This window comes from Deltaproteobacteria bacterium, assembly GCA_016178705.1.
In the GTDB taxonomy this organism is placed as follows: domain Bacteria; phylum Desulfobacterota; class Binatia; order HRBIN30; family JACQVA1; genus JACOST01.
The window spans coordinates 14601-40964 of record JACOST010000030.1 but is presented as its reverse complement, the minus strand read 5'-3'; the positions used below and the strand labels follow the sequence as shown (position 1 = coordinate 40964).

The 26364-nt window shown below is 64.7% G+C and carries 24 protein-coding genes; 5 read left to right on the top strand and 19 right to left on the bottom strand.

Annotated elements, in window-relative coordinates; genetic code table 11:
* Positions 1-72: 72 nt before the first annotated feature.
* From HYR72_21215 to bamE (HYR72_21200), 4 genes are all read right to left on the bottom strand, one after another.
* On the bottom strand, positions 73-1416 hold the full coding sequence (locus HYR72_21215; protein MBI1817503.1) for a tryptophan 7-halogenase: 1344 nt from the start codon (positions 1414-1416) through the stop codon (positions 73-75).
* A 72-nt stretch (positions 1417-1488) separates the two neighbouring features.
* On the bottom strand, positions 1489-2418 hold the full coding sequence (locus HYR72_21210; GenBank protein ID MBI1817502.1) for a ferritin-like domain-containing protein: 930 nt from the start codon (positions 2416-2418) through the stop codon (positions 1489-1491).
* Between the two features lie 95 nt (positions 2419-2513).
* Positions 2514-3104: a hypothetical protein gene (locus HYR72_21205; GenBank protein MBI1817501.1), complete on the bottom strand. Its 591-nt coding sequence runs from the start codon at positions 3102-3104 to the stop codon at positions 2514-2516.
* A gap of 116 nt (positions 3105-3220) precedes the next feature.
* A complete protein-coding gene (gene bamE / locus HYR72_21200; protein MBI1817500.1) occupies positions 3221-3877 on the bottom strand; it encodes an outer membrane protein assembly factor BamE in 657 nt (218 codons plus the stop codon).
* A gap of 99 nt (positions 3878-3976) precedes the next feature.
* On the opposite strand from bamE (HYR72_21200), the gene HYR72_21195 reads away from it, so the two are divergent.
* Complete coding sequence (locus HYR72_21195) at positions 3977-5497, top strand: aromatic amino acid lyase (protein ID MBI1817499.1); 1521 nt, start codon at positions 3977-3979, stop codon at positions 5495-5497.
* Between the two features lie 88 nt (positions 5498-5585).
* Here the strand turns inward: HYR72_21195 and bamE (HYR72_21190) are convergent, their stop codons facing one another.
* The 6 genes from bamE (HYR72_21190) to HYR72_21165 all read right to left on the bottom strand — a co-directional run bounded on the left by bamE (HYR72_21190) (position 5586) and on the right by HYR72_21165 (position 10559).
* The gene (bamE, locus tag HYR72_21190) at positions 5586-6041 is read right to left on the bottom strand and encodes an outer membrane protein assembly factor BamE (protein ID MBI1817498.1); all 456 of its coding nucleotides are present in this window, start codon (positions 6039-6041) and stop codon (positions 5586-5588) included.
* 4 nt (positions 6042-6045) lie between these two features.
* Complete coding sequence (locus HYR72_21185) at positions 6046-6510, bottom strand: hypothetical protein (GenBank protein MBI1817497.1); 465 nt, start codon at positions 6508-6510, stop codon at positions 6046-6048.
* A gap of 12 nt (positions 6511-6522) precedes the next feature.
* The gene (locus HYR72_21180) at positions 6523-8040 is read right to left on the bottom strand and encodes a cobalamin B12-binding domain-containing protein (protein MBI1817496.1); all 1518 of its coding nucleotides are present in this window, start codon (positions 8038-8040) and stop codon (positions 6523-6525) included.
* 103 nt (positions 8041-8143) lie between these two features.
* Positions 8144-8701, bottom strand: coding sequence for an isoprenylcysteine carboxylmethyltransferase family protein (locus HYR72_21175; protein ID MBI1817495.1), 558 nt, complete (start codon positions 8699-8701; stop codon positions 8144-8146).
* Complete coding sequence (locus HYR72_21170) at positions 8698-9717, bottom strand: flippase-like domain-containing protein (GenBank protein ID MBI1817494.1); 1020 nt, start codon at positions 9715-9717, stop codon at positions 8698-8700. Before HYR72_21170 ends, HYR72_21175 begins: the two co-directional genes overlap by 4 nt.
* Positions 9714-10559 (bottom strand): polysaccharide deacetylase family protein, encoded by an 846-nt coding sequence (locus HYR72_21165; GenBank protein MBI1817493.1) that lies wholly within the window; start codon positions 10557-10559, stop codon positions 9714-9716. Before HYR72_21165 ends, HYR72_21170 begins: the two co-directional genes overlap by 4 nt.
* A 295-nt stretch (positions 10560-10854) precedes the next feature.
* Here HYR72_21165 and HYR72_21160 point away from each other — a divergent pair, with 295 nt between their 5' ends.
* On the top strand, positions 10855-12063 hold the full coding sequence (locus HYR72_21160; protein MBI1817492.1) for a hypothetical protein: 1209 nt from the start codon (positions 10855-10857) through the stop codon (positions 12061-12063).
* Between the two features lie 823 nt (positions 12064-12886).
* Here the strand turns inward: HYR72_21160 and HYR72_21155 are convergent.
* The 6 genes from HYR72_21155 to HYR72_21130 form a co-directional block, all read right to left on the bottom strand.
* Positions 12887-14125 (bottom strand): hypothetical protein, encoded by a 1239-nt coding sequence (locus HYR72_21155; GenBank protein ID MBI1817491.1) that lies wholly within the window; start codon positions 14123-14125, stop codon positions 12887-12889.
* On the bottom strand, positions 14118-15329 hold the full coding sequence (locus HYR72_21150; GenBank protein ID MBI1817490.1) for a beta-ketoacyl-[acyl-carrier-protein] synthase family protein: 1212 nt from the start codon (positions 15327-15329) through the stop codon (positions 14118-14120). The genes HYR72_21155 and HYR72_21150 overlap by 8 nt, the downstream gene beginning before the upstream one ends.
* Positions 15330-15427: 98 nt before the next feature.
* Positions 15428-16174 carry a 3-oxoacyl-ACP reductase FabG gene (locus tag HYR72_21145; GenBank protein MBI1817489.1) on the bottom strand — a complete coding sequence of 249 codons (747 nt, stop codon included), beginning with the start codon at positions 16172-16174 and terminating at the stop codon, positions 15428-15430.
* An 11-nt stretch (positions 16175-16185) separates the two neighbouring features.
* Positions 16186-17574, bottom strand: coding sequence for a cobalamin B12-binding domain-containing protein (locus HYR72_21140; protein ID MBI1817488.1), 1389 nt, complete (start codon positions 17572-17574; stop codon positions 16186-16188).
* A gap of 2 nt (positions 17575-17576) precedes the next feature.
* Positions 17577-18863, bottom strand: coding sequence for a hypothetical protein (locus HYR72_21135; protein ID MBI1817487.1), 1287 nt, complete (start codon positions 18861-18863; stop codon positions 17577-17579).
* 7 nt (positions 18864-18870) lie between these two features.
* Positions 18871-20079: a beta-ketoacyl-[acyl-carrier-protein] synthase family protein gene (locus HYR72_21130; protein MBI1817486.1), complete on the bottom strand. Its 1209-nt coding sequence runs from the start codon at positions 20077-20079 to the stop codon at positions 18871-18873.
* 184 nt (positions 20080-20263) lie between these two features.
* Between HYR72_21130 and HYR72_21125 the strand changes: the two genes are divergently transcribed.
* From HYR72_21125 to HYR72_21115, 3 genes are all read left to right on the top strand, one after another.
* Positions 20264-20863, top strand: coding sequence for an N-acetyltransferase (locus HYR72_21125; protein MBI1817485.1), 600 nt, complete (start codon positions 20264-20266; stop codon positions 20861-20863).
* 46 nt (positions 20864-20909) lie between these two features.
* Positions 20910-21653 carry a type I methionyl aminopeptidase gene (gene map, locus HYR72_21120; GenBank protein MBI1817484.1) on the top strand — a complete coding sequence of 248 codons (744 nt, stop codon included), beginning with the start codon at positions 20910-20912 and terminating at the stop codon, positions 21651-21653.
* Positions 21654-21760: 107 nt separating this feature from the next.
* A complete protein-coding gene (locus HYR72_21115) occupies positions 21761-22363 on the top strand; it encodes a glutathione S-transferase family protein (protein MBI1817483.1) in 603 nt (200 codons plus the stop codon).
* Here HYR72_21115 and HYR72_21110 read toward each other — a convergent pair.
* From HYR72_21110 to HYR72_21100, 3 genes are all read right to left on the bottom strand, one after another.
* Positions 22330-23322, bottom strand: a complete 993-nt coding sequence (locus HYR72_21110) for a hypothetical protein (protein MBI1817482.1) — start codon at positions 23320-23322, stop codon at positions 22330-22332. The genes HYR72_21115 and HYR72_21110 overlap by 34 nt on opposite strands.
* Before the next feature lie 125 nt (positions 23323-23447).
* Positions 23448-24845, bottom strand: a complete 1398-nt coding sequence (locus HYR72_21105; protein MBI1817481.1) for a phenylacetate--CoA ligase family protein — start codon at positions 24843-24845, stop codon at positions 23448-23450.
* A gap of 198 nt (positions 24846-25043) precedes the next feature.
* Positions 25044-26318, bottom strand: a complete 1275-nt coding sequence (locus tag HYR72_21100; protein ID MBI1817480.1) for an Hsp70 family protein — start codon at positions 26316-26318, stop codon at positions 25044-25046.
* Positions 26319-26364: the final 46 nt, after the last annotated feature.

The following is a 26364-nucleotide window of genomic DNA, read 5'->3' as shown; positions in this document are numbered from 1 at the left end:
GAGAATGTGGAATGCGGAATGGAGAAGGGTTTGGTACATTCCGCATTCCGAATTCCGCGCTCCGCATTGGTCCTACTCTTTCTTCCCCCGCTCCATCTCCACCAGCGTACTGCGCACGCGGAACAGTCCGGCGTCGGGTGCGGCTGCGAAGCGGCCTTCGCGGACCGCTTTGGTCAGCCGCGCGTGACGCGCGTCCAATTCCTTGCGCAGCGCGGCGTCGTCGTTGAGAAGATCGCCGCCGCCGGACATCAGCCGCACGAACGCCGTGCGCGTGTCGAGCGAATCGTCGGAGCTGAGAATTTTACGCGCGGTCCAGAAGTACGAATCGGGATCGCGGTGGTGGTCGTAGAAGAAATAGAGAAAGTTGAGATAGCGCTCGAAGGCCGCGCGGTAACGGGCATCGTACTGATCGAGTTGCGGCTGCACCGACGCACCGATGAGAATGGCGCCGACGGCTTGTGAAGCGAGATACCCCGACAAACACGCGAGGTGCACGCCGGTGGAGAACACCGGATCGATGAAGCACGCCGCGTCGCCAGCCAGGAGATAGCCCGGTCCGTGGAAGCGCTGGCTGCAATACGAGTAGTCGCGGATCACCCGGATCGGCGACACCAGCGTGGCGTTACGAACGCGTCGCGCGACCGGCTCGCACGCAGCAACCAAGCGCAAGTAGAGCGCCAACGTATCCCCGGCCGCTTCGCCGGCGAAACGACGCGCATCCACGACCGCACCGATGCTCGTCGTGCCGTCGTGCAGCGGAATGAACCAGAACCAGCCGTCACTGAACGCCGCGGAGAGAATGTTGCCGGCCACCGGACCGTCGAGCCGCTCGGCATTCTCGTAGTATCCGAACACGGCCAGATTCTTGAAGAACGGATTGAACTCACGCAGGTGATCACGATGGCCGAGCAGCGCCTGCTGGCCGCTGGCATCGATCACCCACGCGGCGTCGGCTTCGACGGTCGCATTGCGTTCATCGAGGGCGACGACATGCGTACGCTGCGTCTCCTCGTTGTAGCGCAGCTCCTGCACTCGATGCGCTTCGCGAATGTCGACGCCCAAACTGGCGGCGTGCTTCAGCAAGATGTGATCGAACTGCGAACGCAGCACGTGGAACGCATAGGGTCGGCCGCCGGGATCTTCGCGAAAGAAGAAGCTCCACGGCTCCGAGCTACTGCCCCACACCAGCGTACCACCTGGTTTGCGGATGAACCCAGCTTCCTCGATCGCGGGGCTGACACCCAGCGCGTCGAGGATCGGCAACGTCGCCGACAGCAACGACTCGCCGATGTGGTAGCGCGGGAACCGCTCTCGCTCGAACAGACGAACGCGTAAACCCGACTGCGCGAGAAACCCGGCCGCCGATGAGCCCGCAGGCCCGCCGCCGATGACAACGACATCAAACGACTTCGTCATGATCTACTTGCCGAGTGTGCGCCGGTCACAGTTTGCTAGCAATTGGGCGCATCGGCCGCGGTGCACAGGCGCTCATCGCACGGCGGCGGCAATCGTACTGGGCCGCGCCGTTTGGCGAACGATGAACTGGCGCCGGTCGATATCGAGCCGATCGCCGAAGCAGCGTTCGAGCACTTCCCACTGTTCACGCACCGTGCGGGCGATGATCGGCAGCGAATAACCGTAGCGCAACACCTTCTCCGTCGCTTGCAGGTAGTTGGCCGCGCCGGTGCCCTGATGTCGCTGCGCGCCGCGCTCGGGCGGCTCATCGATTTTGATGAGGCGGCGCAGCGACACGAGGGCGTGCCCGATGTAGGCCGCGTCCGCCGCCGCACGCTTGCGAAAATACGCCGCGAACCATTGCTGGTGGCGCCGCTCGTCGCGCGCGATGCGTTGGAGGAGGCTCTTCAGCACCGGTTCGTCCGCGGCGCCGGCCAGGACTTGATAGAGGTGAACATTGAGCGTCTCGCCGAACAGGTTGATCAACACGACGCCGTACTCGTCTTGGAAATCGTTCGGGTCGAACCCCTTTTGCTGCGCGACAACGTACGCTTCGCCGTGTTGCGCCGCGATCGGATGTCCGACGCGCCGGCAATAATGACGCATGACGTGGAAGTGCTTCGCCTCCTCGCCCACCTGGTACGTCGCCCACGCGGCAAACTCGGCGTCATAGAGCATGAGGGCAAGTTGGTTGACCACGATCGACGGCGCGTTGCCTTCGACCACCGCGATCTCGCCGGCGCAGTCGATCACCTGGCGGTCGTTGTCGGTGAGCACCGCGGGGTCGACAGACTCGATCTCCTTCCGCACCTCCGCCATTTTCCAGCGATGCCCCTCGCAGATATCGAGGAACTGATCGTAGAGGGTCCAGTTGTCGGGCGAATCGGGCGCGGCGTTGGGCAGCCGCTTCTGGAACGGAGCCGCATCGACAGTCTTCGCGTCGCTGCCAATGTCGGTCGACATCCGCGCCGGCTTAAATCACGGGTCGCGGCGGAAGAAAAGCCGGCGCGCTCGGCTGCGCCCCCACGATCCAGAGCGCAGCCAACGACACGAGGGACCTAGCCCAGCGCCTTCTTGAAGGCGTCGGACTTGAACTGTTCGAGCGCCTTGTTCGCCAAGTCGCTCAGCGCGTTCTCGAACATGTCTTGGGTAAAGGACTCCGCGCCGCGGAACAGGTTGGTCCCGCCTGCGCCGCCCTTGACCTCGGCGGTCCACAGCGTTTTGCCACTGCTATCTTGCAAGGTGTACTGGACCGCGACCGTCGCCTTGTATCCCATCATGCCGTCCATCCAGAAATGTTTCACCGTGGCGACCAATGTCTTCCCACCGCCGGCTTGCATCCCGATACCGGCTTGGCGCAAGGCATCGATCGTCGCATCTGACACCGCCACGGTGGCAACATCGGGACTACTGTCTTTCACGGAACTCGGGATGCCGTAGCTGCCGCGAATCTGGCCGACTTGGTCTTTGGTCGAGCCGCCTTTGTCGGCGGGGCGCTCATCAACGACTTTGAGCGCAACGCTAGCAGTCGCCGCCGGTGCTGACGTCGCCTTTGGTTTGTAGGCAATCTTTGTGGTGCCGCAGCCTGCCAGGAACACAAGGCCGACGGCGAGTGCGCCCAAGGTGATGACGTGCGTGTGCTTCTTCATGACTTCCCTCCGATAATGAGTCTACAAATTCAGCGTGCCGATGTGCGCGGCGTGCGCTACCTGGCAAATCCCAACGCCGTGGTCAAGATCGACGGTGTCCATTGGTGCGCTCCCGTCTACTTCTTGCCCTTGCTCTTCGCAGCGGGCTTTGACGCTTTCGGTGGTGGTGGTGGCGGCGCGTCCTCTTGAATCGGCTGGTCGTACGTCGGTGCCGGCCGGCCGACGACGGTGGAAACCTTGCCGGCGTCGTCGAACACGACCTTGTACGTGACCCAGCGATTGTACCAGTACGTCCACTCCGAAGCCGCGGTCGACGGGGTCTTGTGCGTCGCCGGATAGCCCACGGCGAGCAAGACCTGCTCGCGGGTCATGCCGCGTTCGACGCGCCCCTCTTTGATCGCGGCTTGCGCCGAGTGGGAGAAGCTGGCGACGCGTGGCTTCGGGTCCGCCGTGACCAGCACCTTGTCGAGATATTGCTGCATCGACTCTTGGTCGCGGCCATAGCGATGCTCGAGCGTAAGCTTCTTGCCGTCGCCGGTGAACGTCACGGAATCGCTGCTCACACTCTCGATGGCAACCGGCGTTCCGAACGCGAGAGTCGTTCCCACGTAGTAGTTGGCGTCGTTGATCTGATCGGTCTCGTAGTGCAGGTTGCAACAGGTGAACAGACCGCGTCCCTGATATCGGCTCATCAACTCCGGCGACGGACCTTTGTGGCATCCGCTCACCGCAGCCAACGCGGTGACCACCACGGCACACATGGTTCGCTTCATACGTGTCTCTCCTTTGCCACGCTCAACGTGAGATCATTCTTGACCCCACTACCTGCACCCGGTAATGGGCACCGACGCCACTACCAGGAAGGTTCTCAAGTGACAACGGAAGCAGGAGCGAAAGTTGCGATCGGCGGAGCGCATCTCACCATCGACATGGTCGATGCGGTGGCGCGCCGGCACGCCGTCGTCGAGATCGACCGCAGTGCGGTGCTCCGCGTGCAGCGCGCGTACGACTTCGTCAAGCGCCTGGCGACCACGGACACACCCGTCTACGGTCTGACCACCGGCTGCGGGCCGCTCGCATCGCAGGCGATCCCGCCGCCGGCGCGCGAGCAATTTCAACGCAATCTTGTCCGCAGCCATGCGGTGACGCTCGGTGCGCCACACTCGACGGCATTCGTGCGCGCCGCGATGGCCGTGCGCGCGCAAGTGTTCGCGCAGGGATATTCCGGCGTCGAGCCGGGGACCGTCGACTTGCTGGTGGCGATGCTCAACGCCGGCATTCATCCGCTCGTGCGCGAGGTCGGTGGCGTCGGCGCCAGCGGCGATCTCGTCGAACTGGCGCAGATGGCGCTCGCGCTGCTTGGCGAAGGGTCGGTCGAGTTTCGAGGCGCAGTGATGCGAGCCGACGCGGCGCTGCACGAAGCCGGGCTCACGGCACTGGTTCCGCGCTATCGCGAAGGACTCGCGCTGATGAACGGCACCTCATTCCACACCGGCACCGGCGCCGTGTTGGTGGCGCAGGCCCGGCGCCTGATGGCGGCCGCACAGATTGCCGCCGCCATGATCTTCGACGCGCTGCGCGGCAACCTCGAGGCGTTTGCGCCCGAGTTGCAGCGTACGCGCCCGCACCACGGGCAGCGCATGGTAGCTGAACGGATCACCCACTTTCTGCGCGACAGCGCGCTCGTGCGCGGACGTGAGTCGGCCGCGGAGCGGCAGGATGCCTATTCGCTGCGCTGCATTCCGCAAGTGCTCGGCCCCGTGGTCGACGCGATCGAAAGCACGGCCGCAGTGCTCGAGATCGAACTCAATTCGGTCAGCGATAACCCGCTGTTCCTCGTCGACGAAGGCCGCGTCGTGCACGGCGGCAATTTCCACGGCCAGCCGGTCGCCATGGCGCTCGATCAATTGAAGGTCGCGATGGTGGAGCTCGGCGTGATGGCCGAGCGGCGAATCGCGCGCGTGCTTGACGTCTCGCTGAACGCCGGACTGCCGCCGTTCCTCATTCGCAACGGCGCCGGGCTGCAGAGCGGTTTCATGGGGTTGCAGTATTGCGCCAGCTCGATGGCCGCCGACAACGCCGTGCTCGCCGCGCCAGCGAGCGTACACTCGGTACCGACCAACGCCAACAATCAGGATGTCGTCAGCATGGGCATGGTCGTCGCGCGACAAGCCGCTCGCGTTATCGACAACGTCGAGCGCATGATCGCCATCGAGCTGCTGTGTGCCGCGCAAGCACTCGACATCCGCGGCCCGGTCCATGCCGGCGCCGGCACGCGCTCCGCGCACGCACTCATTCGCGACCACGTAGCACCGCTCATCGAAGACCGTCCGATATCGGAGGATGTCGACGCCGTGTGCGCACTGATCGACGGTGGCGGACTGGGTTCGTGACTCGTGTTCGTGATTCGTGACTCGTGATCGGAAGGGTCCATCCGGACACACTCTTCAACGAACACGAACCACGAGCACGAGGCACGTTCTACAGCGCCGGCAGCTCTTCCACGTGATGTTCGACGGCATGCCCACGCACCACGCCGGTGAAGTCGAAGATCACCACCAAGCGGTCGCGCTGGTTGAGGTCTCGGTTATAGGTAAACCAATTGACCCCGGTGATTGGGTCCTGCAGGCGAAGCTCCGAAGTGTTCTCCTGTTGGTACGAGTAGACGAACGCATCGCCGTCGGTTTGATGCGTGATCACAGTCGGCGGGCCGAAGATCTGCAGCACGTCGCTCCTGGTCGACTGCCCATCGACTAACACCGACGGCTCGCCGTGCAGCGGCGCGCCGGTGTAGTAGCGGCCGATGGTGCAGCCGCCGGCAACGATCACCAGCACGCCGACGAGCATCACAACCAGTGGCTGGATCGGCCGACCTCGAACTCGATGCGGTGGCACCGAACCACCGGATCTGATGCGCACACCCTCTACCGAGGCCATCGCTTCACTTCGATGTCCGCGACCAGAAGCCGAAGCGCGGCAGCTCGTCCGTGCCCTTGCGAAATGCGAAGTCTTCAACCTTATCGTCGCCGTTGAAGAAGATCAGCAAGTCATCGTTCTTCTGATCGTACTCGAAGTAGTTGAACAGGATCAGGATCGTCGCCAAGCCATTGCCGCGTTCGTAGGTGTAGCGGAAGTAGCGCGCCGCGATGATGCGCTCGGTCGGCGGCTTTTCGCCCGGACGGGGAATCACCGCTTCGAGTGAGACGCCCACGGCCGTCAGTTCGCGGGCGTCAATCTCTTGTGGTGGGCCAAGACGATCGAGGACTTCTCGCTTCGTCGTCACGCCGCGCTGAATCGTTGCGATTTTCTGCTCGTCGAGCGGGTGGTCGCGATAAACGCGCGCCATCGCGCAGCCGGACAGCACCAGCCCGAAGACAACCAGGCCGCAGCGGGCAAGACGATCCATGCGCATAGCCCCTCACTGTTGTGTCGGCGCATCAAGCGCGACGCGGTAACGCTGCGGGAGCCGGCCGACCAGATAGCGGCCGGCGGCGAACTTGCTGCGCAGATAGACGACCGCCGACGCGGCGAGGCGTTTGATGTAGCGCGGCTCCTGCATCAGCAGCCGCGCCAGTCCCCACAGCACGTCTGGCCGGCTGTAGAACGTGCTGTAGAGGTGATCGAAGTAGGTTTCGAGCACGTCTTCGCTGAGCCCGCGCGGGACGAACATGAAGTTCATCGCGTTCATCCGCTCCCAGTCTTCGTCGAACGTCCCGTGATCGCGAATCGTCGGATAGGCGGGCGTACCGGGGTACGGCGTGAACTTGGTGATCTGGCAGAGATCGAGTTCGACTTCCTTGAGAAACGCGACATCCTCGGCCAGGCTGTCGAGCCCTTCGGTCGGGTGGCCGATCATCAGGTAGCCCTTGCTGCGAATCCCGGCCGCCTGCGTCATGCGCAGCGTCTCGCGCATCTTCGGAATGCTCACTTCGCGCTTCACCATATCGAGAACGCGCTGCGATCCCGATTCGATGCCGTAGGCGATCTGCCAGCAGCCGGCACGCCGCATCAACTTGAGCGTGTCGAGGTCGAGCAGATTGGGATGGCTGTTGCAGCTCCACGTGAGATCGAGCCGGTGATCGAGCAGCGCCTGGCACAGCTCGACCACGCGCTGTTTGCGCACGGTGAACAGGTCGTCGACGAAGATGATGTGGCGCACACCGAGTCCTACCAGGTGACGGCACAAGCCGATCACGTACTCGACGCCGTGCATGCGGCCGCGCTTCCCGGAGGTCGAGCGATCGCAGAACGAACAGGAGAACGGACAGCCGCGCGACGTGATCAGCGTGGCAACCGGCGTGCGCGGATAGCTGAACAGCGACGGCTGAAAGCGGTGCGGAAAATCCGGCAGCAGATCCCACGCCGGCATCGGCAACGCGTCGAGATCGTCAATATACGGCGCGCGCAGATTGCTGTGCACCTGTCCGTCGCGGCGATACGCAAGCCCAGGCACGTCGTCGATCGCCCGGCCGCTCTCCAAGCGCGCGAGCAACTCGAACAGCGATACTTCGCCCTCGCCGACGACGCCGAAGTCGATGCTCGGAAAGGCATCCAAGGTACGTTCTGGAATGGCACTCACGTGCGAACCGCCGAGGATCGTCGTCACCCCCGGCGCGAGTTGCTTCACGCGGTCGGCAATGCGTGCCGCGTTGGTTACGGAGATCGTAGTTGCGGAGAGGCCGAGGTAGTCGGGGCGCAGCGCGACAATCTGCCGACTCACCTCGTCGAGCGGTGTGCCTTGTTCCTTCGCGTCGATCAGATGGACACGGTAGCCGCGTTGACGGGCGACCGCGGCAAGGATCAGCACGCCCATGCCGGGGATCGTTTCCTCGCCTTGTCGCAGCCGATCCATGCTGCGATCCCAGAAGACGTAGGGCGGTTCGCACAACACCAGCGTCTTCGTCGCGCTCACGTCGCGCTCGCTCACCGTCAGCATGCGCGCGAAGCTACATCACGACGGTGGGCGACGGCAAGAGTTTGGGAACGGGGTCAGGGATTGGGGGTCCGACCAGACCCTAGCCCCCAACCCCCAGCCCCATTCACCATACGAAGGGCACCAGCCGCTTCACCTGACGCGCGTACGCATCGTATTGGGCGCCGAGTTGCGCATGCAGGCGGCGCTCCTCTTGCACCGCGCGCACGGCGAGCGCCACGACACAGCCAGTGTAGGTCAGCGCGAGTACCGCGTGGCCAGCCACCAACGCGGGCGCCGCGGCCGCCATCAGCATGCTCAGGTAGAGCGGATTGCGGACGATCCCGAACGCTCCGTCCTGCCGCAAACTGTGCGGCGGTTCGTCCGGCAAGCGAGTGCGCCGCAACGGGCCGATCATGACTCGCGCCCACAGCCAAAAGGCCAGCGCCAACGCAAAGAGGCCAAGCCCTGTGCTGGCGCGCCACAGCGGGACCGCCTGCGCCACACTCACCAGCGCGCAGGCCGCGCCGACATGCACTCCCATGACGATCGCCGCCACACGCGCCCATCGTTGCTCGACGCGTTGATAGAACGGCAACGCGTCACTCAGGGTCTCCGCGCGAAAGAGGTACAGCGGCACCCAGCCGAGCGCGAACACGAACGCCAGCACCAACCCGAGTGTCATGCCACTAGTTTTGATTCCGGAGTGACCGATCGCAAACGCGCCAGCACGCGGCCCTGCCACGTCAGCGCCAACAACCCGATGGCCATCCACAGTGTCTCGTGCAGCCGCATCACAACCCCAACGACAAACCCGATCGCCGGCCGGCCGCTGGCGAGAGCCAGCACTCCCACCTGACTCGCCTCCAGCGCACCGAGCCCTCCCGGCGCCGGCACCGTGCGAGCGACTCCGGTTCCCACCAGCGCCAGCAGCAGCGTCGGCAGATCGAGATCGACCGCGAAGCTGGCCAACAAGAAGTGGTACTCGCATACCGTCAGCAACTCGATGAACAGCGACGCCAGCACGCCCCACACCAAGGTGACCGGACGATCGCGAAAGAATTGCAGCAGGTGCGCTTCGACGCGCTGGAGCACCGGCATCCATCGAACCAATGGCGCAAACCAGCGCTGCGCGCGCGAGCCGTAGAAGGGCGCCAGCGGCGGGATTCCGCGCCGCAGCATCAGCAACGGGATCGACAAGATCAACAGCAGACCCGCCATCATCAGAATGAGCGCGAGCGCCGTGCGGTGGAGCGCACCGAAGGCGTGCGCCCACGCGAACACCGCGACGAAGACGATGAAGCACAGCATGTTGCTGATCACTTCGAGAATCCGATCGATCGACACCCCGGCGCTCGCCGGCGCACCGGCCACGCCTCCGGCGTACAGCAACGCAATGCGCAGCGGCTCGCCGGCGAGCTTGGCCGACGGGACGAGTGACCCGACCGCGTCGCCGGCCAAGCGCACGGCGATCAATCGCGGCAGCGGTAAGGGCGTACCCACCGCGTTGGCGACCATGCGCCAGCGCATACCCTGCCCCACCCGCACCGCGACACCGCAGAGGAAGTAGAGCACGAGGGTGGCGGGCGACAATCGACCAAGCGCAGTCGCAAAATCGCTCAGACCAAAGTGCCAACATAGCCACGCGAGAACTCCGACTCCGACAATGACCGGGACGACAGATCCGAGCCGTTGGGTCATGCCGTCACCGCCGCGTTGCAATCGGGGAAGACCTCGCCGATCGGCGCGAACGCACGCGCGCGCAACAGCGCGCGCAAACGCTCCGGCAGCCGACGGCGTCCGGCGCGCAGAAACCAGCCGGCTGCGCCGGGCGACGCGGGCGATGCCGGATCGAGCTCCCACGGGTGCAGATAGAACACCCCCGCTCCGACATCGCGTTCGAAGCGCTCCACACAGCGCCATAGCAAACGGGTCGGCACCATCCGCAACCCCGCGCCGCTGGCCAGCGGCAAGTGCCAGAAGTACAGCATCCGCAACACTCCGACCGGCACTTCCCACAGTCCGTTGCGATGTCGAAACGGCGTGCGCGGACACACCAGCTCCAACCCGGGCGGCCGATCGATGGCCAGAATACTCGAATCGTAGGCGATCCCGAGTTCTCGCAGCGTGTCGATCGGCCACTGGACATCGGCTTTGATCGAAAAGTAGGGCGCACGATATCCGCCGACGCGGCGCCCGGTCAGGTCTTCGAGCACTCGCAGCGAGTGCGCGACATCATCGCGAAACTCGCGTCGCAGCAGCTGTGGTACTCGGCAGTGTCGATACCCGTGGCTGCCGATCTCGTGGCCGGCAGCGGCGATGCGGCGGATCAACCCGGGATACTGCGCGGCGACCTCGCCGAGCACAAAAAACGTGGCGCGCGCGTCGTGCTCGGCAAAGAGGTCGAGCAAGCGCAAGGTATTGGCTTCAACCCGCTGCTCGTAGGGAGCGCGCACATTAGACGCGGCATCGTGGTACCAGTCTTCGACATCGACGCTGAGCGCATGACGGATCGCGGAAGGCGTGAGCGGTTCAATCGGCACGGTTGGCTGTGCTGGTAACCCAGCCGCCCCACAGGGTCAACGCAAGGACTCCACGCAGGGGCCTTGCACGAGGAGGCCCTCAATACGATCGCTACGCGACCTACTCGGGCAAACGGACTTGGATGTTCGTGGAATAGAATCCACCGCTTCCCCGAGTAGCAGCCCCGAGTAGAAGCCGGAGGCTTCGCATCGAGGGACTGCGTATCGAGGGGTCGCCCGTCTTGGGCAAGGTCTCACGCAAGCGCGCTGGCAAGAAGTTGCGATAGTTCGTTCAGCGTCAAGGATCAGATTGACGATGCCGGCTGCGCTACGCTACACACGCGGCGTGTCAATGATGGATTTCGCACTTGATCCCACCGACCTCGACCACCGCCTCCGGCGCGCCTGCACGACCGCACGCCGCGGCGTCACCGCGCTGATCGAGCGCGCTCGCTACGGTGCCGGGCTGACCTCGGACGAGATCGCAGTACTGTGGTTCGCTCCGGCACTCGACAGCGACGCGATGTATGACCTCGCGCTGGCCGTGCGTCAACGCCATCCCACGCGCCTAGAGACCTTCTCGCCGTTGTACATGACCAACACCTGCGACGCCGAGTGTCGCATGTGCGGCATGCGGCGCGACAACCAGGCACTGCGGCGCGAGACCGCCGACTTGGCGAACGTGGAAGCGCAGCTCCGCGTCTTGAGCCAACGGGGGATGCACGCGGTGGCGTTGCTCACCGGTGAGTATCGCCGCGCCAATCGACCGTGGGCGCTGGACTATGTGAATCAGGCGTTGCGCGTGACCCAGGCGCTGCGGTTCGGACACACGCTCATCAACGTCGGTTCGATCGATGCCGAGGAATTCGACACGCTGCTCGCCGGCATCGCCCGCCACGACGACGGTAGCGTGGTGCCCAAACTCACCATGTGTACGTTCCAGGAAACCTACTCGCGCTCGCACTACGTCAAGTTCATGGGCGCCGATCCCGACAATCCGCGCGCCGACTTCGAGCGGCGGCTGACTAACTTCGACCGCAGCTTTCGCGCTGGCTTGCGTGTCGCCAATCCCGGGATTCTCGTCGGTCTCAATCCCGACCTCGCCTTCGAGCTCACCGCACTCGCCCTACACGCGCAACATCTGCTCGACCTGGGCATGGAGGTGTATCTCTCGGTGCCGCGACTGCGGCAGATCGCCGGCGGGCGCAGCCAAGGCGGCGTCAGCGACAGCGACTTCATTCGCCTCGTCGCGTTACTCTCGATCGGTCTCCCAACCTGCAAGCTTGTCGTCACCACGCGTGAAGACGCAACGATCCAGCACAAGCTGGTGCCGATCGTCACCGTGCTCTCCGCCGGCTCAGCCGCAGTGACGCCGTACACCGAGTCGGGTGCGCGGTTCCCGCTCGAGACGAGCCAGTTCGAAGTGATCGACCAACGCCCGTTCGAGGACATCTTGCGGGAGCATCTCCCAGAGCGTGGGACGATCATGAATTTCGATCCGCCAGGCGCGGAACCTACGCTGTAGGCACGCGCGCTACCCCAAGCAAAGCTAGCCGAGTATCAGAGACGCCGCGCGACCCTAGGAGAGCTTCGTGATTTCGATGGTTCCGTCGAGATGTGAGATGGAAAACCGTCCGCGCAGACCTGCGTTGCGCAGCGCCGTAGCGGCGGCCTTGATTCGCGCTGGAAATCGAGTTCCGGACCATTCTGCGCCGAAGAAACTCGCGCTGCTCGGGTGAATGATCACTTTGATCCGAGCCGCGTACCCTCCACCTTTGGCGAGCTGTATATGGATCGGCCTTCCGCTGCGGAGAACGCTCGCGTCGCGTTGGATCGCAGATTCACAATCCCCCAAAAACCCAGAGCCAGGCGCAAACGGGATATGCATAGCCGCTTGGCTACTTTGGTGATTGTGTCGGGGGCGACGCGAGCGACTTCGCAGATCGGGCGCGTCGCTTCATCACTCCCGATACTGCATCCTTGAAGGACCGCTTTGAAATAAGTTGATGCCGCGCAATGCTGTACTGATGGTCAGCCCACTCTTGAGCTTTTGATCTGGCGTTGCGCCGCGCCTTGAACGCGCCAGCCGCGGACCCGACTGCGATGAACTGCTCTCCAGTTGGTCCGAAGGCCACCGCTATGCTGATCCAAGGGTCAGCAATCTCTTGGGTGAAAGCGTCCAGGACGATCGCATGTCTATGATTCGGTCGCATTGGTGGCGTTCCTCCGAATCTCGTATAGCGTGCCGTCGGGATTGAGCCAATTGGATGAGAGTGTACCTAGCCACTCGACTAGCGCAGTCGCGACGGCCCAGTCAAGAATACTAATGCCCAAAAAGGACGGTCGAACTAGGCCGTCGCGCGGCGCAGCAACAGCGCGGCGCCGGCTCCGCCTCGTGCCAGACCGCACACTAGGGCGCGCTCCATCGCGAACGGGGCTCCTTGTCTCCCGGCGAATCGGAGGGGTGAGCCGGGTTCGGGCTGTCGCAAATGGCAGAGCGGCGGTACCACCTGCTCGTGCAACGCCAAGCAAGCGGCCGCAACAGTGGTCGCGCCGGCCGCGCCGAACTCGCCGATCGCTCCTTTGATTGATGTGAGTTGCGCCGCGGTTGCCCGTTCGCCCAACAGGCGCGCGTGGAGATCCAACTCGCACGCATCCAACCGACGCGTGGAATTCGCGCCGCCGCAGATCAGATCGAGCGGCTGGTCGCCGATCAAGCGGCGCAACGGTTGAACGGCTGCCGTCGCGTGCGGCGGCCAATCATACGACGGCGCCGGCACACTGAAGATGAGATCACCCGCGATCTCTGCATAGACAGTCGCGCCGCGCGACCGCGACCGCGCGACCGATTCGAGCACCAGCATCGCCGCGCCTTCGCCTAACACGACGCCGTTGCGCTGCGCATCGTACGGGCTGCTCCATTCGGACCCACCATGTTGCCCCGAGAGCGCGCCGATGCGGCGATGGACGTCGACGACGATCGCCGCCAACTCGTCACCACCGCCGGCAATGACGACGTCGGCCCGCCCCGCCCTGATGGCATCGCAACCAACGATGATCGCCTGCTCCCCCGAAATCTCATTCTGCGCCGCGGTGAGGTTGATCCCGGTGGCGCCCAACTCCATCGCGGCGTAGCTCGCTGCCGCGTTCAGGACGAGATTGGGAAACACCATCGGACTGGCGGCGGCGGCGCCCTTGGTAAACACCTTCCCCAAGTGCGTGACGGAGTCGGCGATCTCGCCTAACGCTGAGCCGACGACGACCCCAACGCGTTCGAGGGGCACGCCATCGAGCACACCTCGCGCATCATCGAGTAACGCCATGCGCGCGGCGGCCACGATCATGCGCGAGAATCGGTCCATCCGTCGTAGATGGCTCGAGGTGATGTACTCGCGCGCGACGAAGCCGCGCACTTCCGCTGCCACAGTCGGCGGTCCGTTGGCGGGCGGGAGACTCTCGATCGGCGCGATGCCTGAGCGTCCCTCTACCAACGCGGTCCAGAACTGCTCGCGACCGAATCCAAGCGCGCTGACGATGCCGATACCGGTGACCGCCACCGCCTCGGCACGGAGGGATCGTTCACCCATCGTAGCCGCGCAGAATCAGGCTGGTGTTGTTGCCGCCGAAGCCGTACGAGTTCGACAACACCGTACGCAATTCAGCCGCGCGGCTTCGACTCGGCACGTAGTCGAGATCGCACTCCGGGTCCGGGTGGGTGAGATTCACCGTCGGCGGGATGAAGCGAAACTGCAGCGCGAGCAAACAGGCCAGCGCTTCGATCGCACCGGCGGCGCCGAGGCAGTGTCCAATCATTGATTTGGTCGAACTCACGGGCACCCGATACGCGCGCCCGCCGAGCACCGCCTTGATCGCGCGGGTTTCGACCACATCGTTGAGCGGCGTGCCGGTGCCGTGCGCGTTGACGTAGTCGATCGCCTCGGCCGCCACGTCACCCTCTGCCAACGCGCGCCGCATGGCCATCATCGCCCCCTCGCCGTCCGGACGCGGCTGGGTGAGATGATGCGCGTCGGCGCTGACGCCGTAGCTGACAAACTCGCCGAGTATGCGCGCACCACGCTGCCATGCGCTCTCCCACGCTTCGAAGACAAACACCGCCGCGCCCTCGCCGAGCGTCAACCCTGCACGATCCTTGTCGAATGGGCGGCACGGCTCGCGATCGAGCGCCTGCAGCACATTGAACCCCGAGTACGTCATGCGGCACAGCGAATCGGTACCGCCACACAACACGGTGTCAGCGCGGCCGCCGCGGATCCAATCGGCGGCGATGCCGAGCGCGTTGGCGCTCGATGAACAGGCAGTCGATACCGTCAGGCGCGGCCCACCACATTCGAATGCATGCGCCAGCGTGTCCACCGGCGCCGAGACGGGCGTCTCCAACCACTCCGACAAACGCGGCGACGGCTTCGCACTGCACAACGTGCGGCGAAATGCCTCTTCGCCGGTGGCCATGCCGCCGGTGGTTGTGCCCAGCACCACGCCGGCTTGCGCAGCCACCGCCGCCTCGATACCCGCCATCCGCCAAGCTTCATGCGCCGCAATCAGAGCGAGCATTGTCGTACGCGACGCGCGCCGCTTGATTGCGCGCGGCGCGAACGCTGGCGCAGGCAGCTCCTTGACTTCGGCGGCGCGCGAGCTGCGGAACCCTGCGCTATCGAACAGCGACAACGCTCCGATGCCGCAACGTCCCGCCCGCAGCCCATCGACGAACGCGGCGACGCCCGCACCGAGCGCGTTGATGCTGCCCATCCCTGTGATGGCAATTCGTTTCACCGATCAGAGTCCAAAGTCCAAAGTCGAATGTCCAAAGTCAGGCCTGAAGGATCCCGAGGCCCGTTCTTCGTGGTCCTCGCGTCTTCGTGGTGAAGTCCTCACGCCATCGTCAGGCCGCCATCGACCGTGAGCGTGGCGCCGGTGATGTAGCTCGCAGCGGGACTGGCGAGAAACCGAATCGCCTGCGCCACTTCGGCAGGCTCGCCGAAACGGCCGAGCGCGATCTGTTCATGAAAGCGTTCGCGCTCCGCCGCCGGCAGGTTGGCGATCAAACGCGTCTCGATCAACCCGGGGCACACCGCGTTGACGGTGACGCCGTAGCGCCCAACCTCGCGCGCAAGCGACTTGCCGAAGCCGAGCAGCCCGCCCTTCGCCGCCGCGTAGTTGGCGGCACCGCTCTTCCCCAGCAGCGCGGCCGGCGAGATCACATTGATGATGCGGCCCCACTTCTGCCGGATCATCGGCCGCAGCGCTTGCCGCGCACACAGGAATGCGCCGCGCAAATTCACCGCGATCACCTCATCCCACGCCGCCGGCGTCATCATCATCACATAGCCATCGTGAATCACCGCTGCGTTGTTGACCACGATGTCGACGCCACCGAAGCGCTCGATGACCCGCTGAAACAGTGCCGTGACCGCATCGGCATCGGCAACGTCGCCCTGAATCACCTCCACGTCACCACCCCGCGCGCAGATGCCAGCGGCGACTTCCTCGGCTTCGCTCGCCGAGCGCGCGTAGTTGATCGCGACGGCCGCGCCCGCGGATGCGAGTGCTTCGGCGGCGGCTCGCCCAATTCCACGCGACGCGCCGGTCACCAGTGCGCGTTTGCCGTCGAGGCGCAGCGGGTCGGCACTCACCGCAGCAGTCGCCACAGTTGTCCTTTGATCTTGCGCTCGCGCAGCTTCTGCAACACCTGGATGTTGGTCTTGATACCCTTGCCCGGCACGATCCAGTTGGTGTGCGTGTGCGCGTACGCTTCGATGCGATCGATCAGCTCGTCGCGAAGATTGGGCGAGATGTAGAACTTCGGATAGAGCAAGTTGTCGTCGGGATCGATCTGGCCGTCGCGCAGCGCGATGTCGACCATACCGGTGCCCGGCAGCACGCGGATACCGGTGAAGGCGATCACCGCCGTCGGCTTGAGCTCGTCCATCAGGTCAAGGGTCTGCGTCACCGTCTGCGAGGTTTCGCCCGGCCCGCCGAAGATCAAGCTGTGGCAGAACTTCAGGCGATACTGATGACACAGGGCGGACGCGTGACGCAGGTCGTCGACGCTAAATTCCTTCTTGAGATTCTCGATCATCGCCGGCGCGCCCGAATCGGTGCCGAACTCGATCGCCTTGCAGCCCGAGCGCGCCATCAAGTCGCACAACTCCGCGTCCATGAACTTCGGGTTGAGATAGGCCGACCACTCGACGTCGAGTTCGCGCGCGATGATCTCGGCGCAGACGTCCTTGGCGTGCCGGATCGGCATATTGAAGATGTTGTCGACGAAGAACCAATGGCGGATGCCGAACTCCGCGCGCATGGCCTGCATCTCGTCGACCACGGTGGTCGCCGTCCGCATCCGCACCTTCGAGCCTTCAATCAGCGGGTAGCTGCAAAACACGCATTCGAAGTAGCACCCGCGCTTGGTCTGGATGTTCAGCGCGCCGCCGCGCTCGTAGTAGCGTTGCATGTCGAAGCGCTGGCGCATGGGGATGCCGGTGACGTCGAGCTGCTTGATGCGCGCGACCGAGCTGACGCACACGCCGCCATTCACCGGCTCGCAGATGAACTCCGGAGTCGAGGCGAGTGGTTGTCCTCCGGCGAGCTGCTGCAATATCCACGGGAACGCCATCTCGCCTTCGCCGACCACACCAACGTCGGCACCCAGGTATTCGAGGATCGTCTGCGGGGTGATGGTGAAGCCGGCGCCGCCGAGCACAATCGGCGCACCGGTCAACTCCCGCACGGCGGCTATGAGTCGCTGATAGTCGTCGATGTACGACGTGTTCTGCGGATACGACGACGAGTCGAGGTTGCGCAGCGAGATGCCGACGACTTGCGGATCGCAGGCCCGGATCTTCTCATCGAGCGCGGGCCGTGGTGCGTCGAGAAAGCAGAGATCGAGCGTGTCGACGGCATGTCCATGCTGCTCCGCCACCGCGGCCATGTACGCGGCGCCGATCGGGAACACCGGGTCGGGCAGCTTCTCCGTGTTGGCGGAGATCAGCAGGACACGCAGCGACGGGCTGGCCATGGTCATCGTTCAGGGTGAAACAGAAGGCTAACGACGTTGCCCGAATAGCATAGGGAGTTGACCATAACCAACGAGGTGCTTTCTGCCTCTCCCCCTGGGAGTGTCGATAAATCGTGAGCAGGGCTTCGAGACGGCCCCTGAGAAGATGGGTCCTCCTCAGCCCGAACGGTACTCGAATTGATCTGAACAAGCTTTTCCGTTCGCCCTGAGGAGCCGCCTTCTTTTGGCGGCGTCTCGAAGGGCGTGTTCGCGAGAAGATCGACGGCCTCCTCTGGAAGAGGGTTGGCGTGAGCTAGCCCGGCTGCGAGTGCCAGCGCCAACGCGCCGCTGGCGCCGAAGGTCTCGCCCAGGGCAGCCTTCGGTGCCAGCACGCGTGGCTGCGCGCCGAACACTTGTGTGATCGCGGCGCGCTCGATCGCATCGATCGGCGTGCCGTGTGCGCTGCTCAGCACCAACCCGACAGCGTTCGCCGGCTGGCCGCTGAGCGAAAGAGCGCGCTGCATGGTGCCGACGACACCGGTCCCTTCGCGAGCCGGATGCGTCAGCGTCGGCTCGAAGCCGGCGGCATAGCCGGCGATTCGTCCCCACACGCGCGCCCCACGCTGCGCCGCGCGATCCGCACGCTCGAGCACGAGCACCGCCGCCGCTTCCGACGGACAGACGCCGGCAACCGCATCTTCGAACGGACGCGACTGCTCGGCTGCCTTGAGCAGTCCCATTTCGCGCAGCCCGTCTATCAGGGCGGGGCCGATCGCATCGGCACCGCCGGCGAGCACAACATCGGCCTTGCCCATCTGAATCAAATCGAAGCCGTAGCCGATCGCGCCCAGGCCGGCCGCGAACCCCATGTGCGTGGTGACATTGGGGCCTTTGATGCCGAACGCAATCGACACCTCGCCCGCAGCAGCGCTCGACACGGTGTACGCAAACAGCCGCGGACTCGCCGCTGCGGCGCCGTTGTCGACGATCTTCTGATGATACTCCGCGTTGGTCAGTAGGCAGCCGAAGCCGGTGCCGAACGACAGGCCGACGCGCTCCGCATCGTCCACAGGAACACCGAGGCCCGCGTCCTCGACCGCGAGATACGAGGTAGCCAAGAACATCCGGCACAAACGATCGAGGCGTCCGATGCGGGTGCGCTTGTCGGCGGGGATGACTTCGAGCGGGATCTGCGCGAGTTCGCCCGCGCGCGGCACTCGCTCGAACGCGGCGTAGTTGCGCGTCAGCTCGGCGACCGAACAGCCGAGCGGCGAGACCACGCCGATGCCAGTGATGACGACGGGCTGCATCACGACATCAGGCTCGCCGCAGCACAATCGACGCGTTGTTGCCGGCAAACGCCGACGAGGTCGAGAGTACGATGCGCACTGCGCGACGTCGCGGCGCGCCGCGCACGATGTCGAGCGGACATCCAGGATCGAGTTGCTCGCAGTTGGCAGTAGGCGGGATGACCCCGGTGCGTAGGATCTGCGCACTCATGATCGCCTCGAAGCTGCCCGCAGCACCCAACGTGTGGCCGATCGCCCCTTTGATTCCGTTGATCGGAATGCGCGCCGCGTTGTCACCGAACACCGCAGTGATCGCCGCGATCTCCATCGCGTCGTTGTAGACCGTGCCAGTGCCGTGGGCGCTGATGCAGTCGACCGCGCTCGGCTCGATCTCCGCATCGGCGAGGGCGGCCCGCATCGCACGCGCCGCTCCCGAACCGTCGCGAGCGGGCGCGGTCATATGCGTCGCATCGCTCGACAAACCCGTACCGGCGACTTCAACGTCGACCCGGGCGCCGCGCGCCTGCGCATGCGCCAACGACTCGATCACCAACACCGCCGCGCCTTCGCCGAGGGCGAGACCATCGCGCCGGGCATCGAACGGTCGCACCACGTCGCTGGTGGTCGCCCGCAGGCAATTGAATCCATCGGTCACGAACGCGCAGATCGTCTCCGCCCCGCCGACGATGAACACGTCACCGTGCCCGAGCCGGATGAATTCGAGCGCGAGCCCGACCGCCTGTGTTCCCGATGCGCAGGCGATCGACGGGCTCACCACCGGCCCCCGCACATCGAGCGCGCGCGCGAGCCGCATGGCGACGGCGTAGTACGGATGGTGCAGCAGTTGCCGCGCATCAAACGATCGGCCGTCGTGTTTGGCGTGCTGATATGCTTCACCGATCAGCATGCCGCCAATCGTCGTGGCCAAGATCACGCCGACTCGCGTGCGATTGACAGCCGTCAAATCAAGCACAGCGTCGCGCAACGCCTCACGCGCCGCAATCAGTGCGTACTGCGTGATGCGATCGAGGCGCTGAACTTCATCCGCCGCGAGATCACGCTCGGGCGCGAAGTCCTTCACGGCACCGACAAGCACCTGAACATCGTCGGCGCCCACTGTCGGCGCCAAGCCGCTGCGCCCAGCGAGCAGCCCGCTCCAGAACGCCGGCACCCCACAGCCGAGCGGCGATAACGCGCCGCATCCGGTGACTACTGCTCGCTGTGGGGAAACACTCATGACTCGATGCGCCCGTTCTTATCTGCGTCGCTTCTTCGCGGCAAGGCGCGCCCGACAACGTTGCCGGATTTTGCACGAAGCCGGCAATAGAGCGCCGGTGGGCAGGCCCTTCCATCTTCGTGCAAAGTCACTCCTCGTGCTTCTCTTGGCTTGATCGGCGCGCACGCGCTATGTGTGCACACCAATGCCCTCCACCATCCGCCTCGCCACCGTTTCCGACGCGGCCCAGATCCAGGCGATCTACGCGCCGATCGTGCGCGACACGGCGATCTCCTTCGAAATCGAGGTACCGAGCGTGGAAGAGATGCGGCAGCGCATCGTGAAGACGCTCGAGCACTGGCCGTGGTTGGTATGTGATCGCGGTGGCGACGTGCTCGGCTACGTCTACGCCAGCCAACACAGCGTACGCGCCGCGTACCAGTGGTCGGCCGACGTCACCGTCTACATCCACGAGCACGCACGCCGCATGGGCGTCGGGCGGGCGCTGTACACGTCGCTGTTCCGGCTCCTGGTGGTGCAGGGCTTTTATCGTGCCTATGCCGGGATTACCTTGCCCAACGCGGGCAGCGTCGGCCTGCACGAGTCGCTCGGCTTCACTCCCGTCGGTGTCTATCAGCACGTCGGCTTCAAGTTCGGTGCGTGGCACGACGTCGGCTGGTGGCAATCGGCATTGCAGCCGCTGGTCAGCGCCCCGACCCCACCGGTCGACCTCCATGCCGCGCAACTCCTCCCCACATGGGGCGTCGCGATGCGCGCTGGACAACGACTGTTGTCCGACGAGTGAAACCGGGCGTGCATCAAGCGAAGCATTCCTCTAGGCTGAAACAACGATGAGCATCCAATCGCCACACGACCTCGATCATCTCCGCCGCGTCGGCCGCATAGTCGCGGCGGTATTGGAGCAGCTCAAGAGCGAGCTGCGTCCGGGAATGAGCACGGCCGACGTCGACCGCCGTTGCGCCGAGTTGCTCGCCGCTCGAAGCGCGCGCTCGGCGCCGCGCCTCTTCTATGACTTTCCAGGATCGATCTGCATCAGCGTCAACGACGAAGCCGTCCACGGCGTGCCGAGTGATCGCGTCATTCGCGCCGGCGACCTCGTCAAGCTCGATCTCGTCGTCGAGCAAGACGGCTACATCGCCGACGCGGCCATCACCGTCGCCGTGCCGCCGGTGTCGGAACGGCATCGCGCGCTGGCGAAGTGCGCGCGGCGCGCCTTCGAACGCGCGCTCGAAGTGATCCAAGCCGGCCGCCGTATCCAAGACGTCAGCCGCGCCATCGAATCGGAGGTGCGGCGCAGCGGCTTCAGCGTCATCCGCGAACTTGGCGGCCACGGTGTCGGCCGCGCCATTCACGAAGAGCCGACGATCCCCAACTACGTCGAGACGCGTGATCGGCGCGTGCTCACCGACGGACTGGTGATCGCCGTCGAGCCGATCATCGCCGCGGGCGCGGGCACCGTCTTTGAAGCCGATGACGGCTGGACGATGAAGACCACCGACGGAAGCTTCAGCGCCCACTACGAGCACTCGCTCGTTGTCACTCGCGGTCGTCCGATCCTGCTAACGGCGATCTGACATCTTCAAAGCGGGCGACGTATGCGTCGCCCCTACACGGGCGTCGGAACGGAGCACGCGTCGGCAACACGCGCGCGTGCTACAACCTGCGGCCGAGAGGAGACGGCATGCTGCGACTCTACGACTACTTGCCATCGGGCAATGGCTACAAGGTGCGACTGCTGCTGGCGCAACTGGGTATTCCGTTCGAGCGAATCGATCTCGACATCAACAAGGGCGAGACCCGCACGGCCGAGTTTCTCCAGAAGAACCCGAATGGCCGCATCCCGACGCTCGAACCGGAGAACGGCGTATTCCTGCCCGAGTCCAACGCAATCCTGTTCTATCTCGCCGAGGGGACGGCGTTCTTCCCCACTGACCGGCTGGAGCGCGCGCAAGTTTTGCAGTGGATGTGCTTCGAGCAATACAGCCACGAGCCCAACATCGCGACGGTGCGTTTTTGGATGCACTCGGAGCTGACGCCCGAGCGCGCCGCCCTGATCCCGGCGAAGCGACAACTCGGCTACGCCGCGCTCGGCGTGATGGAGCAGCACCTAACGACGCGCACATTCTTCGTCGGCGAGCGCTACTCGATCGCCGACATCGCGCTGTATGCCTACACCCACGTCGCCAATGAAGGCGGATTTGATCTGGCGCCCTACCCTGCGGTGCGCACTTGGTTGGAGCGTGTGTGCCTTCAGCCGCGATGCATTCCGATCACGGAATCGTGATTCGTGACTCGTGACTGGTGACTCGGGGGAGGCACGCGAATCACCAGCGCGTTGGGAACGGCCCTGATGGTGAACGACGACGCCGTTCCCCATTCTTCGCCGTCGAGCTGCGCCGCGAGCGGTGCCGTCAATTCGATTTGGAGTTCACGCACGCGTTGCAACCCGGGCGGTGCAACAGGCTCATCTCGGTGGTAGTGAACATGTCGCCGCCACGCGGCGGGGTAGCGGCGCAGATAGTCGAGCCCACCGGCGAAGAGATGGAGATCGAGGCGGCCATCATCGACCGAGTTGTCGGCGTCGAAGCGAAACTCGCCCGCGTATTGCGGCGTGTTGGTCACCAGCAGATTGTAAAAGCGAGCCGACTGCTCCGCTCCATCGACGCGCAAGCGCACGTCGCCGCCGTGACTGCGCGCCAGGACGTTGGCCCCACAGCTCCACAAGTAGAGCGGGTAGCCGCTCAGCCTTCGTCCCAGATGAAACCGACGGCGCAAGCGGTTACGCATCGCCAGGATGTCGGCGTCCATGCCGAGGGCGAAGCTACCGGCGAAGTAGCACTGCCGATCGGTCGTAGATGCATGACCGAGATCGATGCGGTGATCGCGACCGTCGCGCCACGCCGTGACCGCACGCTCGACCGCCGCCCCGCCACGTTGCCGGAACGACCACAGACCGAACGATCGCGCGATGTCGTTGGCCGTACCGAGCGGCATGATCGCCAGCGCGGGTTGCGGATTCACTCCAGCCGCCATGATCGCCTGCACCACTTCGCTCACGGTGCCGTCGCCACCAGCCGCCACGACGATTGCAGGCCGTGTCTCACGCACGAACCGGGTAATGTCGGCGACGTCCCCATCGCCACGCGTCGCCAACTCTCCGCACAGATTGCCACAGCGGCGCACCTCGCTGGCCGCGCGCTGCCACAGCTTCGCATTGGAACCTGCGGTGGCGCGGGGATTCATGACGAGTGCGGAATGCGGAGTGCGGAGTGCGGAATGGAGATCCCTCACCGCCTCATTCCGCATTCGCCATTCCGCATTCGGCATTCCGTAGATTCCGCACTCCACATTCCGCAATCCGCATTCGATCAACGGTCTTCGCGCAGCAGTCGGCGGCGGCGGCGGGCGTTGCGGAGCTGGCGCAGGCCGATGTGCATCAGCGTGCGCCAGTCGAACTGCGGCCATTCGAGCAGCGCTTCCATGATGGTGATCGTCTTGCGTCCATCACCGCGCCAATCGCTGATTTGCGTCGGCTTGTAGATCTTCGGCGTCCGAAACAACGCGGTGCGATCCATCACCTCGTTGTGCGCGAGGTACTCAACCGTCACCGGCAAGCCGATACGCTCGGCGAGCGTGCGCTCCGCACTCGCATCGCGCGCGCGCTGCGGCTCCGCCACTTCGATCAGCAAGTGCAGCCCGCGCTTGCGGATCAGCATGAAGAACACACGCGTGCCCAAGCCATCGGCGAAGTCGTAAGCCGCATCCATGATATCGTAGGAGGTCGCGCGCGCACCGCCGATCTCGACCACTTCGTCCGCGCGCCCAAACACTTCCGCCACCTGACCGGCCTGGCCGCAGCGACAGAACTCCGTGCGCACACGCACGAGGTCGCCGGTAACGTAGCGGACCAGCGGCATGGCTTCGTGAACCAGGCTGGTCACCGTCAGCAAGCCGGGCTGGCCCGCAGCGACGGGGATGTGCGTAGCAGGATCGAGGACCTCGAACTCGAGCAGGTTGGTACACAAGTGCAGCCGCCCCGCGGTGCAGCCGACGCCCATCAGCATAGTTTCGTTCGAGCCGTAGATCTCGACGACGCGCGCGCTCCAATCCGTTTCGATCACCCGGCGCAACGCCGGCGTCAGCACGGCGCCGCCGGCAAAGATGACCTTGAGCGACGCGAACTCTTTAAGGTCGACGCCTTGCTCGCGCGCCAACTCACGCAGCAGAATCGGTTCGAGCGGCAGGCAACTGAGGGCGGTAACCTTGAGCCGGCGCATGAAATCGAGCGCGCGGGTGAACGGCACGTCCCAGCTCACGTTGCCGGCGGCAATGTGGCAGGCGCCCGCCATGCGCAGCGCTTCTTCAAAGACGAACGACACGGGTGCGAACAGGGGGAAGCGATTGAGCAACACCGTGTCCTGCGCCAGCTCCGGCACCATGCGATGCACCACCGCGGCCATCAGGCGTAGCTCGCCGAGGCCGCACCACGTCGAGATCGGCTCGCCAGTCGTACCGCTCGATTCGTGGTAGTGCCAGGCTTTCGCGGCGGGCACCGCGAGCATGCCGAACGGACTCGCGTCGCGCAGGTGTGATTTGAACGTCAGCGGTAACGCCGTCAGATCGGCGCGAGTGCGCAACTCGTGGCCAGCCAAGTGTTGCGCGTAGAACGGGCTACGGCGCGCGCGCGCGATCGCGCCGCGCAGCGCCTCGTCGTGCTCCGTGCTTGCCGTGCGCACACCTGCCCCGCTGCTCTGCTCGATACTCACGACCCGTCGACCCTCACACTGACGGGATAACATGCAACGCGCGGCGGAGAAACCGGCGCGTATGCTGCGCAGCAGGGGTGTTTGTAGGGGCGACGCATGCGTCGCCCTCCGATCCACGTGTCGTTGCTGAGAAGACGGAGGGCGATGCATGCATCGCCCCTACACTTCAGAGAAGAATGCAGGTCGCCAACACCGCAGCTACTGCGCGGTCGAACTAGGTTGCGATCGCAGCGCGCTCACTCCCAATCCAAACGCCACCGAGGTGAGGTAGTCCTGGGCCTTGAGCTTCTCCGCGCCGAACGTATCGGCGAACATTTTTCGGATCACCGGGATTTGCGCCGAGCCGCCGGTGAGGAAGACGGCGTCGATGTCGCCAGCCGTCACGCCGGCCGCACTCAGTACGGACTCCATGCAGCGACGCACTTGCGCTTGATCGGGCGCGATCAGGTGTTCGAACTCGGCACGCGTGAGGCGTTCGTCGACATCGATCTCGTCACGCTGGAAGCGGATCACCGCTTCCTCGCGATCGGACAGCTGGCTCTTCGCCTGCTCGATTTCCTGAAACAGAAAGAACGCGTAGTTGCCGTCGAGCAGGGTTTCGAACGCTTTCACAGTGCGCGGTGCGTTCGAGGTCCAGCGGATGTGGCCGAGCAACTCGCGCGTCTTCGGGCTGCGGAGAAACGTCACTTGATGCCAGCGGCTGAGCTGCGCCAGCAGCATCTTCGGAAACGGCATCTGGCGCCCTTCCATCGTGCGATAGGTGGTGCCGGCGCCGAAATACTTGGCGAGCTTCTGCGCCATGATGCGCGCGTTGAACGAGTCGCCGGCGATCTGCACACCGCGGGTCGCCAGGATGTCGTCACGCCGATCGCCGTCGGTGCCGGCGCCGAGACGCATGACGGTGAAATCCGACGTGCCGCCGCCGAGGTCGGCGATCAGCGCCAACTCCGGTTTGGTCAACGACGACTCGTAGGCCAGACCCGCTGCGATCGGTTCGTACTGAAACTCCACGTCGAAGAACCCGGCGAGCTGCGCGGCTTTGCGCAAACGGTCCTGCGCAATCGCCTCGCGCTCGGGGCGCTCGACGAAGACGGCGGGGCGGCCGATGACCATGAACACGTCCTCGTCGGTGAGCCGCGCGATGACCGCGCGCACGTGGCGGAAGATCACCGCGATCAAGTCTTCGAGTTTGTAGTAACGATCGTTGATCCAGGTTTGCTCGAACGAGTTATCGGCCAGGAAGGTCTTGATCGACTGGATCAGCGTGCCTTGCATGTCCTCGGCAAGATACTCCGCGATCGCGCGTTGGCCGACCACGAAGTCGCGCGCGTCGAGCGAGAAGTAGATCAAGCTGCGCAACACGCGCGGATTGATCGCCGGCAAGTCGAGGTCGCAGAGCGTGACGTCGCCCGCACCGCGCGCCCAGGTGAGCGAGGAGTTGGTCGTGCCGAAGTCGAGACCGAAGCGTTCCATGCTGTTGCGCCCTTCTCAGAGTCAGAGACGGAAAGATGCGCCGGAT

Bases quoted from the DNA above. Each gene is read 5' to 3' on its own strand.
- HYR72_21210 (MBI1817502.1), bottom strand. From the start codon at position 2,418: ATGTCGACCGACATTGGCAGCGACGCGAAGACTGTCGATGCGGCTCCG.
- HYR72_21100 (MBI1817480.1), bottom strand. From the start codon at position 26,318: ATGGAACGCTTCGGTCTCGACTTCGGCACGACCAACTCCTCGCTCACC.
- HYR72_21135 (MBI1817487.1), bottom strand. From the start codon at position 18,863: ATGCAGCCCGTCGTCATCACTGGCATCGGCGTGGTCTCGCCGCTCGGC.
- HYR72_21205 (MBI1817501.1), bottom strand. From the start codon at position 3,104: ATGAAGAAGCACACGCACGTCATCACCTTGGGCGCACTCGCCGTCGGC.
- map (MBI1817484.1), top strand. From the start codon at position 20,910: ATGAGCATCCAATCGCCACACGACCTCGATCATCTCCGCCGCGTCGGC.
- HYR72_21115 (MBI1817483.1), top strand. From the start codon at position 21,761: ATGCTGCGACTCTACGACTACTTGCCATCGGGCAATGGCTACAAGGTG.
- HYR72_21180 (MBI1817496.1), bottom strand. From the start codon at position 8,040: ATGCTGACGGTGAGCGAGCGCGACGTGAGCGCGACGAAGACGCTGGTG.
- HYR72_21110 (MBI1817482.1), bottom strand. From the start codon at position 23,322: ATGAATCCCCGCGCCACCGCAGGTTCCAATGCGAAGCTGTGGCAGCGC.
- HYR72_21125 (MBI1817485.1), top strand. From the start codon at position 20,264: ATGCCCTCCACCATCCGCCTCGCCACCGTTTCCGACGCGGCCCAGATC.
- HYR72_21170 (MBI1817494.1), bottom strand. From the start codon at position 9,717: ATGACCCAACGGCTCGGATCTGTCGTCCCGGTCATTGTCGGAGTCGGA.
- HYR72_21130 (MBI1817486.1), bottom strand. From the start codon at position 20,079: ATGAGTGTTTCCCCACAGCGAGCAGTAGTCACCGGATGCGGCGCGTTA.
- bamE (MBI1817498.1), bottom strand. From the start codon at position 6,041: ATGGCCTCGGTAGAGGGTGTGCGCATCAGATCCGGTGGTTCGGTGCCA.
- HYR72_21160 (MBI1817492.1), top strand. From the start codon at position 10,855: ATGCCGGCTGCGCTACGCTACACACGCGGCGTGTCAATGATGGATTTC.
- HYR72_21155 (MBI1817491.1), bottom strand. From the start codon at position 14,125: ATGGGTGAACGATCCCTCCGTGCCGAGGCGGTGGCGGTCACCGGTATC.
- HYR72_21140 (MBI1817488.1), bottom strand. From the start codon at position 17,574: ATGGCCAGCCCGTCGCTGCGTGTCCTGCTGATCTCCGCCAACACGGAG.
- HYR72_21175 (MBI1817495.1), bottom strand. From the start codon at position 8,701: ATGACACTCGGGTTGGTGCTGGCGTTCGTGTTCGCGCTCGGCTGGGTG.
- HYR72_21215 (MBI1817503.1), bottom strand. From the start codon at position 1,416: ATGACGAAGTCGTTTGATGTCGTTGTCATCGGCGGCGGGCCTGCGGGC.
- bamE (MBI1817500.1), bottom strand. From the start codon at position 3,877: ATGAAGCGAACCATGTGTGCCGTGGTGGTCACCGCGTTGGCTGCGGTG.
- HYR72_21185 (MBI1817497.1), bottom strand. From the start codon at position 6,510: ATGGATCGTCTTGCCCGCTGCGGCCTGGTTGTCTTCGGGCTGGTGCTG.